Annotated in this window: 16 protein-coding genes; 11 read left to right on the top strand and 5 right to left on the bottom strand. The window is 38.0% G+C overall.

Translation table 11 applies throughout. The features are described 5' to 3' along the window. The 11 genes from NGI26_RS05820 to NGI26_RS05770 all read left to right on the top strand — a co-directional run. On the top strand, nucleotides 1–550 hold a 550-nt coding region (locus NGI26_RS05820), incomplete at its 5' end, for a hypothetical protein (protein WP_251937460.1). Between the two features lie 104 nt (nucleotides 551–654). After that, complete coding sequence (gene rpmB, locus NGI26_RS05815; protein ID WP_001140948.1) at nucleotides 655–843, top strand: 50S ribosomal protein L28; 189 nt, start codon at nucleotides 655–657, stop codon at nucleotides 841–843. Between the two features lie 153 nt (nucleotides 844–996). Beyond that, nucleotides 997–1,362: an Asp23/Gls24 family envelope stress response protein gene (locus tag NGI26_RS05810; protein ID WP_251937456.1), complete on the top strand. Its 366-nt coding sequence runs from the start codon at nucleotides 997–999 to the stop codon at nucleotides 1,360–1,362. A 2-nt stretch (nucleotides 1,363–1,364) separates the two neighbouring features. After that, nucleotides 1,365–3,029 carry a DAK2 domain-containing protein gene (locus NGI26_RS05805; RefSeq protein WP_251937453.1) on the top strand — a complete coding sequence of 555 codons (1,665 nt, stop codon included), beginning with the start codon at nucleotides 1,365–1,367 and terminating at the stop codon, nucleotides 3,027–3,029. A gap of 10 nt (nucleotides 3,030–3,039) precedes the next feature. Further along, a complete protein-coding gene (locus tag NGI26_RS05800) occupies nucleotides 3,040–3,585 on the top strand; it encodes an SP0191 family lipoprotein (RefSeq protein WP_251937450.1) in 546 nt (181 codons plus the stop codon). 149 nt (nucleotides 3,586–3,734) lie between these two features. Beyond that, the gene (locus NGI26_RS05795) at nucleotides 3,735–3,941 is read left to right on the top strand and encodes a hypothetical protein (RefSeq protein ID WP_251937447.1); all 207 of its coding nucleotides are present in this window, start codon (nucleotides 3,735–3,737) and stop codon (nucleotides 3,939–3,941) included. Beyond that, a complete protein-coding gene (locus NGI26_RS05790) occupies nucleotides 3,938–4,132 on the top strand; it encodes a hypothetical protein (protein WP_006154913.1) in 195 nt (64 codons plus the stop codon). The genes NGI26_RS05795 and NGI26_RS05790 overlap by 4 nt, the downstream gene beginning before the upstream one ends. Beyond that, the gene (locus tag NGI26_RS05785; RefSeq protein WP_251937444.1) at nucleotides 4,119–5,003 is read left to right on the top strand and encodes an ABC transporter ATP-binding protein; all 885 of its coding nucleotides are present in this window, start codon (nucleotides 4,119–4,121) and stop codon (nucleotides 5,001–5,003) included. Before NGI26_RS05790 ends, NGI26_RS05785 begins: the two co-directional genes overlap by 14 nt. A 1-nt stretch (nucleotide 5,004) precedes the next feature. After that, nucleotides 5,005–5,742: an ABC transporter permease gene (locus NGI26_RS05780; RefSeq protein WP_251937441.1), complete on the top strand. Its 738-nt coding sequence runs from the start codon at nucleotides 5,005–5,007 to the stop codon at nucleotides 5,740–5,742. After that, entirely contained in the window at nucleotides 5,742–6,839 is a 1,098-nt protein-coding gene (locus tag NGI26_RS05775) for a sensor histidine kinase (RefSeq protein ID WP_251937438.1), read from the top strand. Before NGI26_RS05780 ends, NGI26_RS05775 begins: the two co-directional genes overlap by 1 nt. Continuing rightward, nucleotides 6,840–7,439, top strand: coding sequence for a response regulator transcription factor (locus tag NGI26_RS05770; protein WP_251937435.1), 600 nt, complete (start codon nucleotides 6,840–6,842; stop codon nucleotides 7,437–7,439). 64 nt (nucleotides 7,440–7,503) lie between these two features. Here the strand turns inward: NGI26_RS05770 and NGI26_RS05765 are convergent, their stop codons facing one another. The 5 genes from NGI26_RS05765 to NGI26_RS05745 form a co-directional block, all read right to left on the bottom strand. After that, on the bottom strand, nucleotides 7,504–9,078 hold the full coding sequence (locus NGI26_RS05765; protein ID WP_251937432.1) for a hypothetical protein: 1,575 nt from the start codon (nucleotides 9,076–9,078) through the stop codon (nucleotides 7,504–7,506). Between the two features lie 70 nt (nucleotides 9,079–9,148). Next, complete coding sequence (locus NGI26_RS05760) at nucleotides 9,149–10,369, bottom strand: DNA cytosine methyltransferase (RefSeq protein ID WP_251937430.1); 1,221 nt, start codon at nucleotides 10,367–10,369, stop codon at nucleotides 9,149–9,151. 22 nt (nucleotides 10,370–10,391) lie between these two features. Then, nucleotides 10,392–11,222 (bottom strand): hypothetical protein, encoded by an 831-nt coding sequence (locus NGI26_RS05755; protein WP_251937428.1) that lies wholly within the window; start codon nucleotides 11,220–11,222, stop codon nucleotides 10,392–10,394. A gap of 1 nt (nucleotide 11,223) precedes the next feature. Beyond that, complete coding sequence (locus NGI26_RS05750; protein WP_251937427.1) at nucleotides 11,224–13,326, bottom strand: ATP-binding protein; 2,103 nt, start codon at nucleotides 13,324–13,326, stop codon at nucleotides 11,224–11,226. A gap of 9 nt (nucleotides 13,327–13,335) precedes the next feature. Next, nucleotides 13,336–14,517: a DNA cytosine methyltransferase gene (locus tag NGI26_RS05745; protein WP_251937425.1), complete on the bottom strand. Its 1,182-nt coding sequence runs from the start codon at nucleotides 14,515–14,517 to the stop codon at nucleotides 13,336–13,338. Nucleotides 14,518–14,590: the final 73 nt, after the last annotated feature.

The raw sequence follows: 14,590 nt of genomic DNA, 5'->3' as shown, positions 1-14,590 counted from the left end.
TTACCAATCAGTTGAAGCTTTGCTTCGTCGTCATCTAACATCAGCAGTTTTTACCGCTCTAGTAGCCTTAATGATTGCGAATCATTTTTATAACATTTTTCCTATTCCAAACCAGTCCTTATTTTGGGCTAGCATCTTAGCAGTGCTAGGTGTTGGTTATCTGACACATTCAAGTAAGTTCTGGAATGAAAAAAAATGGTGGTACAATGGGAAAAAAACAGTCGTCACGGATAAGGAAGTCGCTTTTGGGAGTGGGACCTTCTATAAGCAAGATCAAGATCTCGTAGATGACCAAGTGGAAGTCGCTTTTGGGGATGCTAAAATCTACTATGATAATGCAGAGATGCTAGGTGATTTTGCAACTTTAAATATTGAAGTGGCCTTCGGGAATGCAACCGTCTATGTTCCGCAACACTGGCGTGTAGACTTGAAAGTAGAAACCTCCTTTGGTGCAGCTAAGGCAGATGCTCCTGTAGCGCCAACAAACAAAACCTTGATTATCCGTGGAGACGTAGCTTTTGGGAAACTTGGTGTCATCTACGTTAAATAAAAAAATAGTTTAGCCTCTTGATAAATTCAAGAAAGTGTGATAACATAGTACGGTATGTGGTGCTAGCACATCCGCTATATTAGATCTAATAGGAGGAAAACACAATGGCTAAAGTATGTTACTTTACAGGTCGTAAGACTGTATCAGGAAACAACCGTTCACACGCGATGAACCAAACTAAACGTGCCGTAAAACCAAACCTTCAAAAAGTTACTGTTCTTATCGATGGTAAACCTAAAAAAGTTTGGGCTTCAGCTCGTGCTTTGAAATCAGGAAAAGTAGAACGCGTTTAATAAACATGAAAAGACCTACAGGGTCTTTTTTGTTTTACTCGAAAGCTGAAATCATTTGAAAAATCAAGCAAATATCCGCCGATACATCATTCTGCTTTTACAGTTGGGCTGAAATATGATAAAATAGAGTATCAACTATTTGAGGTAAAAAAAATGACTGTAAGAATTAATACAAAAGATGGTCAAGTCGAACTGACAGATGATGTGATCGCTACTGTTGTAGGTGGTGCAGCAACTGAAATTTTTGGTGTAGTCGGTATGGCTAGTAAAAATGCCCTCAAAGATAATTTCCAAGCCCTTCTTGGTAAGGAAAATTATTCAAAAGGTGTAGTCGTTAAAGCAGCTGAAGACGGTAGTATTGCAGTTGATGTATATACTGTATTGAGCTACGGTACAAAAATCAGTGAAGTTTCAAAAAACATCCAAGAACGTGTTCGCTTTAGCTTAGAGAACCAACTTGGGATCACTGCTCAAACTGTGAATGTCTACATTCAAAATATCAAAGTTGTAGGAGAATAATCGTGTCAAATATTACTACAAGCTTATTTCAAGAAATGGTACAGGCTGCTTCAACGCGTTTGAACAAGCAAGCCGAATATGTCAATTCATTGAACGTCTTCCCAGTTCCAGACGGAGATACAGGAACAAACATGGGAATGACGATCGAGAATGGTGCTAAAGAAGTAGCAGACAAACCAGCTTCAACTGTTGGTGAGGCTGCAAGCATCTTGGCTAAAGGTCTGTTGATGGGTGCGCGTGGAAACTCAGGAGTTATCACTTCTCAACTTTTCCGTGGATTCTCACAAGCGATTAAGACAAAAGAAGAGCTCACAGGGAAAGACCTAGCTCTTGCCTTCCAATCAGGTGTTGAGGTTGCCTACAAGGCTGTTATGAAGCCAGTTGAAGGAACAATCTTGACTGTATCACGTGGAGCTGCTATCGGTGCCAAGAAAAAAGCTGAGCAGACAGATGACGCAGTTGAAGTTATGCGTGCAGCCTTGGAAGGAGCTAAATCAGCCTTAGCTAAAACTCCTGACATGCTTCCAGTTTTGAAGGAAGTTGGCGTTGTGGACTCAGGTGGTCAAGGTTTAGTCTTCATTTATGAAGGTTTCCTTTCAGCTCTTACTGGTGAATACAGTGCATCTGAAGACTTTGTAGCGACTCCAGCTAATATGGGTGAGATGATCAATGCAGAACACCATAAGTCTGTAGCTGGACATGTGGCAACAGAAGACATTACCTTTGGTTACTGTACGGAAATCATGGTTGCCCTTAAACAAGGTCCAACTTATGCGAAAGAGTTTGACTACGAAGAATTCCGTAACTACTTGAACGACCTTGGAGATTCATTGCTTGTTGTCAATGACGATGAAATCGTAAAAGTTCACGTCCATACTGAAGATCCAGGACTTGTGATGCAAGAAGGTCTCAAATATGGTAGTTTGGTCAAGGTCAAAGTCGATAACATGCGTAATCAACACGAAGCGCAAGTAGAAAAAGAAGCCAAAGTCAGCAAGCCAGCTGAAGAAAAAGAGTACGCTCTTATCGCAGTAGTAGCTGGACAAGGCTTGGCAGACATCTTCCGTGCTCAAGGTGTGGACTATGTCATCGAGGGAGGACAAACCATGAACCCTTCTACAGAAGACTTTGTCAAGGCTGTTGAGAAAGTCAACGCTCGTAACATCATCTTCTTGCCAAACAACAAAAATATCTTCATGGCAGCTCAATCTGCAGCTGAAGTATTGGAACAACCGGCTGTTGTAGTAGAAGCTCGTACAATTCCTCAAGGATTGACTAGTCTTCTAGCCTTTGACCCAAGCAAGTCTATCGAAGAAAACAAAGAACGCATGACTGCAGCTCTTGGCGATGTTGTCAGCGGTAGCGTAACAACAGCTGTTCGTGACACGACTATCGATGGCTTGGAAATCCATGAAAATGACAATCTTGGTATGGTGGATGGAAAGATTCTCGTATCAAACCCTGATATGCACCAAACCTTGACTGAAACCTTGAAACATATGCTAGACGAAGATAGTGAAATTGTAACTTTCTATGTTGGAGAAGACGGAAGTGAAGAATTGGCAAATGAAATTGCTCAAGAAATCGCAGAAGAATTCGAAGATATTGAAATAGAAATCCACCAGGGTCAACAACCAGTTTACCCATACCTTTTCAGTGTGGAATAGGAGATTCAAATTGAAGAAGATTTTAGGATTAACACTTATTTCGGTAACTCTACTTGCAGGTTGCAGTAAGTTGTTACCTCACCGCTCAAGTGACAAGAGTAAAGCGAGTGATCCGTCTACAAGTCAAACGACAACCAATCAAGTAAAAGAAGAAAAAACAAAAGTTCTTAAAGGAAAATGGGATGAATTTGATGTCACCATGACCTTTGTTTATACGGATGTTGTTAAGCATTTCAAGATGGATATGCTCGGGAAAATGAACGTGGAGATTCCTGCTGGAGTTACTCCAGAAGAATTCCAAGCAATCTTCCGTGAAGCAATGGAAGATAGTCCAGAATATCTTGAAATTAAGGACGAGCCTGGTGTTAATGTAGAATATTTTATCACCGAGGACAAAAAGATGAGAGTCGTTATGGAACTCGATCTTGAAAAAGCAGATTTAGATAAAGTAAAAAATACATATTTCTTTAAGTCACTTGCGGATGGTATAGAAGACTTTAAAAAACCTAATGCACTATTCGCTGCACTAAAATTACAAGGATTTAAAGAAGAATAAAAAAGAGGTCGGGAAAATCCCGACCTCTTTTTGATTTGCAGAGAATGCTATTTTCATGGCGATTAGACTTTTTGTGACATTTGTCATATTTCTTCATGACAGAAGCTTCTAGTGATTCTACCTTCAAAGAATTATACTAGATGTATCAAATGGAGGAAGAAAAAATGAAACATAAAGTAATTTTCGCAATGAGTTTAGTAGCAGCAGGAGTCATGACTTATCTCATGTTTTCTGGGTTGGATGAAGGCTTCTATCATTTTCCTTGGGAGTTATTTGCAGGTTTTGGAATCATGTCTTGGATAATACGAGAAGGTTTGAAATTGGTCTCAGATGTGAAAAAGGAGTTTGAAAAATGAAAAAAGCAATTCTCTATCTTTTTATTGGACTATCACTAGTGGTATGGTTGGTAGAAATGTTTACAGGTTGGTTTGATCAAGCCTTCCTTCACCAAGCCATTCGTGGTGCCTGGGGTCTAGGATTTATGATTTTTATCGCCTTTCCGATGGGAAAGGAGTGGCTGAAAGGAGAGTATCATGAACATGATTAAGGTAGAAAGCCTAAATAAAAACATCAAGGGCAAGGCTATTTTGAAGGATATTTCCTTTGAGGTAGCTGAAGGTGAATGCGTCGCCTTGATTGGGCCCAATGGTGCTGGGAAGACAACACTCTTGGACTGTTTGCTTGGAGATAAACTGGTCACCAGCGGTCAAGTGTCTATCCAAGGCTTGCCAGTGACGAGCTCTAAGTTAGACTACACAAGATCCTACCTCCCTCAAGAAAATGTCATCGTTCAGAAATTAAAGGTCAAAGAGTTGATTGCTTTCTTTCAAACCATTTATCCAAATCCCTTGAGCAACCAGGAAATTGATCAACTATTGCAGTTTGACCAGCAACAAAAAGAGCAATTCGCAGAAAAATTGTCAGGTGGGCAAAAGCGTCTCTTCTCTTTTGTCTTGACCTTGATTGGGCGACCAAAACTTGTCTTTTTAGATGAGCCGACTGCGGCCATGGATACCTCTACCCGTCAACGTTTTTGGGAAATTGTTCAGGACCTAAAAGCGCAGGGCGTCACTATTCTCTATTCCTCCCATTATATCGAAGAGGTAGAACACACTGCTGACCGAATTCTGGTCTTGAATAAGGGAGAGTTGATTCGTGATACGACGCCTCTAGCCATGCGTAGTGAGGAGATTGAAAAGCATTTTATCCTTCCTTTGGCTTACAAGGAAGTCGTTGAGCAGTCAAACTTGGTTGAAAACTGGGTACAAAAACAAGATGCTCTGCAAGTAGTCACACGAGAGGCAAATGCTTTTTGGGAACTCTTAGTGCAAGCAGGATGTAGCATACAAGAAATTGAAGTTAATAACCGTAGTTTGCTGGATACAATCTTTGAAGAAACACAAAAGGGGGATGACTAAGATGAAACGATGGACCGCATTAAATAAGATAGAATTTCTATTGACCAAACGGCAACTAGTCTATTATCTCTTGTCAGTAGGGATGCCGACAGCCTTCTATTTATTCTTTTCAGGCATGTACCAAGACACCCCAGGTGGACCGGCTAATTTTATGCGCGACTACCTCATCTCCATGACGGCTTTTTCCATGATGTCTACCGCTATCTTTTCATTCCCAGTTGTTTTACATACCGACAAGATCAACAACTGGCAGAAAATATTACGTCATAGCCCTGTAAATATGGTAGAATATTATCTATCAAAGATAACAAGTATGATGGTTGATTATTTGGTCTCAATTCTGGTTGTTTTCTCAGTTGGACATTTTGTAAGAGGTGTGGACATGTCTCTTGGAAACTGGATTGGGGCTGCGCTTTTGCTGATAGTAGGAAGTGTAGCTTTTGTAGCGCTTGGTTTGGCCTTGACTCTCCTACCAACTAGTCAGTTGATGTCTGTCGTGGGCAATCTTCTTTACTTTGGCTTGGCTGTTTTAGGCGGACTCTGGATGCCCGTCTCTTTATTTCCAGACTGGATGCAAGCAATCGGGAAGCGTCTACCAAGCTATCAGTTGATGGAATTGATCAAGACCTTCTTAAATGAGGGTGGCATCAATTTATCAGCCACAGTTTATCTACTTGTTTTTTCAGCAGTTTTGTTTGGTTTGACCATTTACCTTCAAGGTCATAAGGAGAATGCTTAATGCTTGAAAGACTGAAGAGCATAGACTATATGTATTGGGCCAGTTTGATTTTTATGGTTTTTCCCATCCTTCCTGTAGTGATTGGGGAGCTTGCTGTCTGGCATTTATTGATTGATATTCTATTTGTAGTGGCGTATTTGGGTGTTTTAACAACTAAGAATCAGCGCCTATCTTGGCTTTTCTGGGGCATCATGCTGGTCTATGTAGCTGGGAACACCGCCTTTGTTGCTGTAAATTATATCTGGTTCTTCTTTTTCCTTTCCAATCTCTTAATTTATCATTTTGGCGTACGTAGTTTTAATTCTTTACATGTCCGGACTTTTCTCCTTGCTCAAGTGCTTGTGGTGGGGCAACTGTTGATTATTCAGAGAATCGAAGTTGGGTTTCTATTCTATCTACTTGTAATTCTTGCTTTTGTCGATTTGATGACTTTTGGTTTGGTTCGGATTCGTATTGTAGAGGATTTGAAAGAAGCTCAGGCTAAGCAAAATGCCCAGATAAATCTATTGCTTGCTGAACATGAACGCAGTCGTATCGGTCAGGATTTGCATGATAGCTTGGGACACACCTTTGCTATGCTGAGTGTCAAGACGGATCTCGCCTTGCAGTTGTTTCAGATGGAGGCTTATCCACAGGTGGAGAAGGAATTGAAAGAAATTCACCAGATCAGCAAGGATTCCATGAATGAAGTGCGAACCATTGTGGAAAATCTGAAATCACGGACCTTAGCATCAGAGCTTGAAACTGTCAAAAAGATGCTAGAGATTGCTGGCATTGAGGTTCAAGTTGACAATCACTTGGACAAGGCTAGCTTGACCCAGGATGTGGAGTCGACGGCTGCTATGATTTTGTTAGAACTTGCGACCAATATCATCAAGCATGCCCAAGCTCAAAAAGCCTATCTAAAACTGGAACGCACAGATCAGGAGTTGCTCCTGACAGTCAGAGATGACGGGAAAGGCTTTGCAACTGTAAAAGGAAATGAACTTCATACAGTCCGTGATCGTGCCTCAGCCTTCTCAGGTCAAGTAGAGCTGGTGAGTTTGAAAGATCCCACAGAGGTGCGCGTGCATCTGCCTTATAAGGAGAGAAAGTAGATGAAAGTATTAGTCGCAGAGGATCAAAGTATGCTTAGAGACGCCATGTGCCAGCTCTTGAGCTTTCAACCAGATGTGGAGACTGTCTTGCAGGCGAAAAATGGAGCTGAAGCCATTCAAGTCTTGGAAAAAGAAGCAGTAGATATTGCCATCCTTGATGTTGAAATGCCAGTCAAGACGGGACTAGAAGCGCTCGAGTGGATCAAACAAGAAGTACCTGAAACCAAGGTGGTTATCGTTACAACCTTTAAACGTCCAGGCTATTTTGAACGAGCGGTCAAAGCAGGAGTCGACGCCTATGTCTTGAAGGAGCGGAGCATTGCCGAACTCATGCAAACCCTGCATACGGTGTTAGAGGGACGCAAGGAATATTCTCCAGAGCTGATGGAAGTCATGATGACCCATCCCAATCCCTTGACCGAGCAGGAAGTGGCTGTTTTACATGGAGTAGCCCAAGGACTGTCTAACCAAGAAATTGCGGACCAGCTCTACCTCTCAAACGGCACCGTCCGTAATTACATGACCAATATCCTCTCCAAACTAGGCGCAAGCAACCGAACTGAAGCAGCCAAAACTGCCGAAGAAGAAGGCTGGTTGTGAGGGGCGATAAGTAAGTAAAAATCTCTTAGAAATGATCTAAGAGATTTTTTTGTGCTATTCAGAGCTATTTTGCTACCCAGCCGATGGCATCACTAGGTGGGTTTTCGGTATCAATCCAGATGAATTCAATCCCGATTTCCCCGTTTTTAAACTTGATCAATCGAATACCGTTGATTTCTAGTTCATTGAGTCTTTGACCTGTCAAAACTTCTCGTTCCTTCAACTGAAAAACACCACGCAAGATCCAATTTCCAAGAATTTCTTGCTTATCAGTTGACTGAATCGCCTTACCAGCTTCCTGGTTGATATAGGCATTGATGACATCACCAGAAGGTAAAAATCGTAGTTTAAAGGTTCTTTCTTCTTTGGATAGAGCTAGTTTTTTAGTACCAGGTTCAAAAGTTCCAAATCCAGGACCAAAGAAATCGGGCCTTTCGTCATGGAAGTTCTTGGAGTCAGGTAGTGGGATGTAAACTTCACTAACTGGCCGATAGACGAGTTGTTCGATTTCTTTAATGATTTTTTCATTTCCAGTCTTGTGGACAAAGTGAATCAAGTCCTCACGAATAGCCTTCATCTTAGCTTTTTCTTCCTTGCTAGTCCATTTTTTCAAGAGGATTTCTTCTAGGGAGAAGGTCACAAAAGCTAATTCTTCTGGAGCCAGACTGTCCTTAAATTTATCCTGAATCTTTAGAATCCGTGGGAGACGATCTTTTTTGGCTAGTTTTGAACCACCATTAAAGGCATTGAAACCAGAGTTTTCTTCCACATTTCCATGTTTGTCTGTGATAACCCAAGACACGGTTTCTAAGATATCGGATTGTCCCTTTTCAGCTATTAGTAAATGAAGATTTTCAAAGAGAGAAAAAGGATCTTCGATGTAATGAACGTCCCAAGTGTCTACAACAATGTCTTTATTGTTAAAAGTCATGTGGAGCTGGCTGTCAGCTGCTGTGTACTTGTAGTGGTGTTGCCCATCTGTAAATCGGAAATTAGTTGGATTATTTTTGGTAGTTGATCCTTCAATGACCAGATTATCAATATCAACTGGCAAATAAGTCGTCTCCCCGACAAAAATCCTTGGATTTTCTCCCTTTGGTGTCGGCATAAGGACATGGTAAACAGCTTCAACATTGACCGAGTCTGAGTTAAATCCCTTGATTTGTGCCTTAGAAGATTCGATTCTCTGATTCCTCAAAGTCGCAATCTTTCGTGCCAACTCTTCATAGCGTTGATAGTTTTCCTTGTCCGCAGCTTCTTTATCAGCAGCAATATCCGCATGAAACTTAATATCACCCAATAAATCCGTCCAAGATTGTGAATCTTTCTTAAACTGGGCAATTTTTTGGTCTCCTGAATTAATCCCAAAAGATTTGATACCCACTAGGTATTTATGATTTTTATCCACAACGACAGAGGCATCATAGGAAGTATTGGCGATATCTTCCCCAACGGCATTAAAGGCTTTTTGAAAAACAGTCTCCTGAAATTTGGAGTTGACGATAGGAGCGACATAATTCTCTGTTTGTCCCTCGTCTTCGGATTCTGCCTTTTGAGAGAAAGCTTGGCTCAAGCTAGCGAAGTTGGTAATTAAGGTTTTGTATTTGTCTTTTTGTTCAGACTTTAGATGTTCCCACATAAGCACCCTCTTTTCTATTTTCAGTATATCAAAAGAAGATTAGTTTTTCACTAATCCTCTTATATATTCGTTAATTAATACTGTAAAATTCGAGTTTGCCTTGTTTTTTGACAAGTCTCAAATACTCTTCATCTGACAGAACGGCTAAACCATCATCATAAGCTTTGATTTTTTCAAGAGCCTGGTCATAGCTGTCTACAAAGTCCTTGACATAGGATTGCCCTTCAAATTGCCCATTCATCTTGGTGTAGATAATGGCGAATTTCCCTGAGCGATCAAGTTGAGATTGCCCTCGACTTTCATTTAAGGCCTTGGCAACATTTTCCGCAATACGTTTAATCACAGGAACAACTACGCTATTTCCTGCTTGCTTGTATAGCTGACCGTTAGAAACCCCTTCTGGAATTTTAAAGGACTTAGGATAACCTTGGACATTAAAGGTTTCTTTTGGTGTCAACTTACGAATCTCGCCACTGTCTGTCAAAATCAATGGGACGTTATGTCCACCTGTTCCCATATTGGCTGTCAAGGTAGGGACGACACCATTTTTATTTTCACGGACATACTGACGGCGCCACTGGTAAACCGTATCTTGACTAGTCACTTCAAACTTCAATTGGTCGTAGAAATTCTGCTTGCCTTCACGGTAGTAGTAGAGCTCATCAAGTTGGTCACCAAAATTAATGACGTCTTGAAGAGTCGTAGTCAGCTTGATTTCCTCTGGAAATTCAAACAAGTCGTAGGCTTCTTTAGTATCAAAACCAACAATGTAGATCCGCTCACGGTTTTGTGGGATATTTCCGTAGTCTTTCCCGTTGAGGACTTTCCACTTGATGAAGTAGTTGTTCTCAGTCAAGGCTTCACGAATAACCTTAAAGGTATTGCCATGGTCATGACCGACCATGTTCTTGACGTTTTCGATGAAAATAGCGCGAGGTTTGCATCCCTCAATCATGCGAAGCAATTCAAAGAAAAGATCACCACGATCATCATCAAAGCCCTTGCGATAACCCGCAATACTAAATGCCTGACAAGGGAAACCACCCATAATCACATCCACGCGTTCAGCTGGAATATCCTCTGGCTGAACAGAGTGAATATCACGACCATCCAAATAAGTATCTGGATGGTTTAACTGATAAGTCTGACGCGCATACTTATCAAATTCATTGGCATACACCACTCTGAACTCGTTGGTCTGTTCAAATCCCAACTCAATTCCCCCAACACCTGAGAAGAAAGCTGCAATGTTATACTTCTCAGGTCGGTTCGAACTTACAGAATTTGTCATGTAGTTACCTGCTTTCTAAAAATTAATAGTAAGTTTTCCCCAAAAATTCTATTATTCTATTTTTCAAAGATAGCAACTCGCAGCGCTCCTTATCTAAACTACTTTCCATTATTCTAATTTCTGGGTCGTTAAGTGAGCAAATATAATATCCTTCCTGCTCGGAGAATCCCTCTTCTACATGAGCAAGAGAATTTCTCTTATCTATCAAAGCTGACCATTCTGATTTTAATTTATCATAATCTCTTTTATTTCTAGGTGATAAATTAGTTCTATTTGTCCTGACCTTTTCTCTAAAAAAATCTTCAAATAATTTTCTATAAGAGTGATCAGGATTATTGTCGTTTAATTTTTCCCGTAATAAATGTTCAATTTCTGCATTTTCGCACATAAACCTACCACGAAGTGCATTTAATTCATCCCAGCGACAAAGAATAACATTAATCGCATGCTCAAAATGTTGTTCCTCTAAAGCATCAGAAACTGAAAAAAAGGTGAAATTTGAAAAAATATCTAATTTCTTATGCTTTAGAACATCGATTACATCTGATTTTATTGTGTCATAATTATTATTAGAATACAAAATAACAAATTGTTTGAAACCATTTCTGTCTCTTATTTCCTCAAGATAATTCAAACCTGTTTCCGGTGAATCTAAGTTAAAATCTGAAATAAAGAAATCATACCTCTTAACCGACACCAACTCTTTTCTTGCATCTTCAAATGCCTTAAATTCTACAATTTTTGCCTCATAGCCTTTATTCCCTAAGATATCCTCTACAATTTCTTTTCTATTACTATGCGCATCTGTTGTTAGATCATCCTCTAACCAAAGAATATTAATTTCTTGTCTCATTTTAAACCTCGCTAAACTCAATTTGAAAATCAACTATGTTATTATTTAGTTGGTGAACTGATATTTTCCAATTAAAATCCGTACAAATTTGCTGGCAAATATACATACCTAGCCCGGTTCCTCTCCGCTTTGATGTTACTCCAATGTTAAATATGTTTTCAATAGGCTCAATATCAATTGGTCCTGTATCTGAGGTAAAGTGCATTATTTTATTATCTTCATTAAAGAAAATATGTATTTCTTTTGCATTGCGTTCTTGCGCATTAATTATTAAATTATCCAGTAAAGTACCAAAATCATAAACATTTATGTTTTGATATAGTTCTCCAACTCCTAAACTAACCTTTAAATTCACTGTATCATCGATTAGATTATCTACATAGCTCTTTAAGTATGACTTCAACTCTATATTTTCAAGGTTACTAAAAGATTCAAAATTTAATCGTAATATTTGTTTTTTTATTGAAGATAGTTTATCTGAAGTTCTTCTAATTTTATAGATTGAGTTTGAAAATTTTTCGTACTCTTCTGGAGTCATAAGCCGAATCATTTTCTGTAAAGTGGCTGTTAGCTCTTTACCTGCTTTTCCTAATTCATGGAAAAGCATATCTTGACGCGCCGGTTTTTCATTTGAGATTAATTTCTCCTTAATCTCAATTTCATTTTTTAATCTACTATTTTCTCTGTCAATTCTTTGAATTTCTTTTTTTACTTCTTGATTTTCTTTTCTTAATTCAACAGTGGCCTGTTTCAAATTCTTTTGAATTTCTTTTTTTTCAGATGAGCTTGTATTCACATCGTCGAGAAGTTCGAATTTCTTTTCTAATGGTTGTGCTATTTTTGGAAGTTCATAAACTTTTGGTGCTACAGTAAACTTATATTTTTTAAATCTTTGAATTAGCTTTTGAATAGCATCAGTGTCATCGATTTCAATCTCATCAATATCACTACTACCGAAATTTATCAATTGCGCATAGGACTCTAAAGGTCTGTGAACAAATTCCATATACACTTTTTCAAGTTCTATAGTATAAGAATTAGTGACAAATCCTCTATCACGTGATGTAACTTCATTAAAATGATTTTCAGAATCTATTATGTTAATCCAACCTAGCAATTCCCTATGTCCTAGATATCGATTATAACCTTGTGTCTTACGTAAGTTTAAACCAAAAGCATCAAAATCAACCTCTCCATATGGAAAAATCCTAAAATTATTCTTATACAAGAAAATAGAACCATAATCTTTCGGTGTCGTTTTCATTATTCTTGTAAAATTGTTCTTTGCTGCCGTACTTAAATAATAAATTTTGAAGTAAATATCTTTTAAAATTGTATTATTCTCAATTTTAAAAGAGTAAATTATCTTTTCTTGATCGTATAGAGTGATACTAATTTCCTTTTCTTTTATTTCACACTCAATATAAATTGTTTTTTTATCTAATACCGAAGCAACATTATTACTAATATACTCATCCAACTCAGCAATTCCTGAGGAGGATGAAATATACTTAACATTAATTTTTATTTTACCATCATCCACAAATGGATTTACAAGTCTTTGAAGCGCCGATATAACCTTATTAACTCTATTTAAGTCCCAAGTCTCTCTTAATTTAGAGATGGTTAAAATAGTCCCTGATTTTTGAATAAAACTATCTTCTACTACATCTAAGCTAGTATATTTGACATCTAACTCTTCAAATTTTGTTAGAGAATCCTTTTCGAATTCACCCCAGTCAATTTTTAATTCACTAACTTCATCATCTTTATGACTAATAAGTTTAAGCTTAGTTCCCAATCTATCACAAGAAAAACGACCTATTCCTTTGGATCCAGCATATACCTTATCACTATCTTTTTTTTCTGAATGAGCAACAAACAGCCATTTATTTTCAATGTCATCACGATTCATTCCCTTGCCGTTATCTTGAATGATAATGTAATTTTCATAACTGTTTATAATAAGATTTATTTCTGTTGCATCAGCGTCATAACCATTTTTTACCAATTCGAAGATAGCTACTAATTCATTTGTAATCAGGTCTTTACCAATTATGTCCTTTAAACCCGAACTAACTTTAAAGTGTAATTTTTCTTCCATCTTAACTCCTTATTCAGAGATTTTCAAAATAACTTCTCCAACTTGTTCTGCAAACAAAGGTGGTACTGCGTTAGCGACTTGAGTATATCGAGGAACATCCGTTTTTCGTCGTTCACCACCTGTAGTATATGGTCCTTTGAATTCATAATCGTCTGGGAAACTTTGGATTCTAGCGTGTTCTCTAACTGTCATGATTCTAGGTTCATCATAATGTATATAATCATCTGGAATAGAAGTAATCGTATTACAAATCGAATTTTTCTTTAAAGGAGTTACTCCACGCTTCTTTAAACCTTCAACCAGATTCATAGATGGTGTAATTCGTATACTTTTTTCGGAAGCAGTCATTAAACGTTTAAATAAATCTATTGTTTCACTTTTATGTTTCACGAATCGATGACTATCGGGTAAAGCGCCTCGTTCAATGTTATTTCTCATTAATTTTTGATATGCTGAAGTTGCTCGACCATACTTCCCGTTTTTAAATGCCTTAGTGTCTTTACTATCAACTTCTCCATGACTTTTTTTCAAATCATTAATAGCTTGAGAAATTGTAATTGGTATTTTTAGTCCTCTATCCCTCAAAAAACAATCTTTATTTTCCAATAATTCATCAAAAAATATCTCATAGGCCCCATTTTTTGATGCAAATAGAATGAACCGTTTCCTATTTTGAGGAACACCGTATTCTGACATAGTTACAATTCTATAGTCTAAGTTGTATCCTAATTCATGCAACTCCGAAACAAGAATATCAGAATATTTTTGTTTATCCTTATGATCCTTAAACCCTACAGTAAATCCTTGAACATTTTCAAAAAATAACATAGTCGGTTGAACTAATTTGATAAACTCAATATACGAATGCATTAATTGATTTCTGATATCATCATTTTTTCTCTTGCCTGCCATGGAAAATCCTTGACATGGTGGACCACCTACAACTAAATCAACGGAACCATTTAATGCAGCAAGTTCCTTACTATGAACTTCTAGAAGTTCATTTATATCCCAATTTTTCATTTCAAGCCAGTTCGGCCATGAAAAATGTTTTTTTCTTTCAATTAAATTATATTTTAAAGTACTAAAAGCATCTTTATTTCTTTCAACTGCAAATATTCCATGCAACCCAGCATTATAAAGTCCTAAGGATAAACCACCAGACCCTGCAAATAAATCTATGTATTTCATGATTTCTCTTTCAGTCATTAAAATTTATTATTACAATTTTATCACAAATTAAAGTAAAAAACACGGCTTACCA

It is taken from the genome of Streptococcus sp. Marseille-Q0941, assembly GCF_943736975.1.
Taxonomy (GTDB): domain Bacteria; phylum Bacillota; class Bacilli; order Lactobacillales; family Streptococcaceae; genus Streptococcus.
The sequence above is the reverse complement of the archived record's forward strand: the minus strand, read 5'-3'. Positions and strand labels throughout refer to the sequence as shown.

Bases quoted from the DNA above. Each gene is read 5' to 3' on its own strand.
- rpmB (WP_001140948.1), top strand. From the start codon at position 655: ATGGCTAAAGTATGTTACTTTACAGGTCGTAAGACTGTATCAGGAAAC.
- NGI26_RS05810 (WP_251937456.1), top strand. From the start codon at position 997: ATGACTGTAAGAATTAATACAAAAGATGGTCAAGTCGAACTGACAGAT.
- NGI26_RS05795 (WP_251937447.1), top strand. From the start codon at position 3,735: ATGGAGGAAGAAAAAATGAAACATAAAGTAATTTTCGCAATGAGTTTA.
- NGI26_RS05790 (WP_006154913.1), top strand. From the start codon at position 3,938: ATGAAAAAAGCAATTCTCTATCTTTTTATTGGACTATCACTAGTGGTA.
- NGI26_RS05785 (WP_251937444.1), top strand. From the start codon at position 4,119: ATGAACATGATTAAGGTAGAAAGCCTAAATAAAAACATCAAGGGCAAG.
- NGI26_RS05780 (WP_251937441.1), top strand. From the start codon at position 5,005: ATGAAACGATGGACCGCATTAAATAAGATAGAATTTCTATTGACCAAA.
- NGI26_RS05775 (WP_251937438.1), top strand. From the start codon at position 5,742: ATGCTTGAAAGACTGAAGAGCATAGACTATATGTATTGGGCCAGTTTG.
- NGI26_RS05770 (WP_251937435.1), top strand. From the start codon at position 6,840: ATGAAAGTATTAGTCGCAGAGGATCAAAGTATGCTTAGAGACGCCATG.
- NGI26_RS05765 (WP_251937432.1), bottom strand. From the start codon at position 9,078: ATGTGGGAACATCTAAAGTCTGAACAAAAAGACAAATACAAAACCTTA.
- NGI26_RS05760 (WP_251937430.1), bottom strand. From the start codon at position 10,369: ATGACAAATTCTGTAAGTTCGAACCGACCTGAGAAGTATAACATTGCA.
- NGI26_RS05755 (WP_251937428.1), bottom strand. From the start codon at position 11,222: ATGAGACAAGAAATTAATATTCTTTGGTTAGAGGATGATCTAACAACA.
- NGI26_RS05750 (WP_251937427.1), bottom strand. From the start codon at position 13,326: ATGGAAGAAAAATTACACTTTAAAGTTAGTTCGGGTTTAAAGGACATA.
- NGI26_RS05745 (WP_251937425.1), bottom strand. From the start codon at position 14,517: ATGAAATACATAGATTTATTTGCAGGGTCTGGTGGTTTATCCTTAGGA.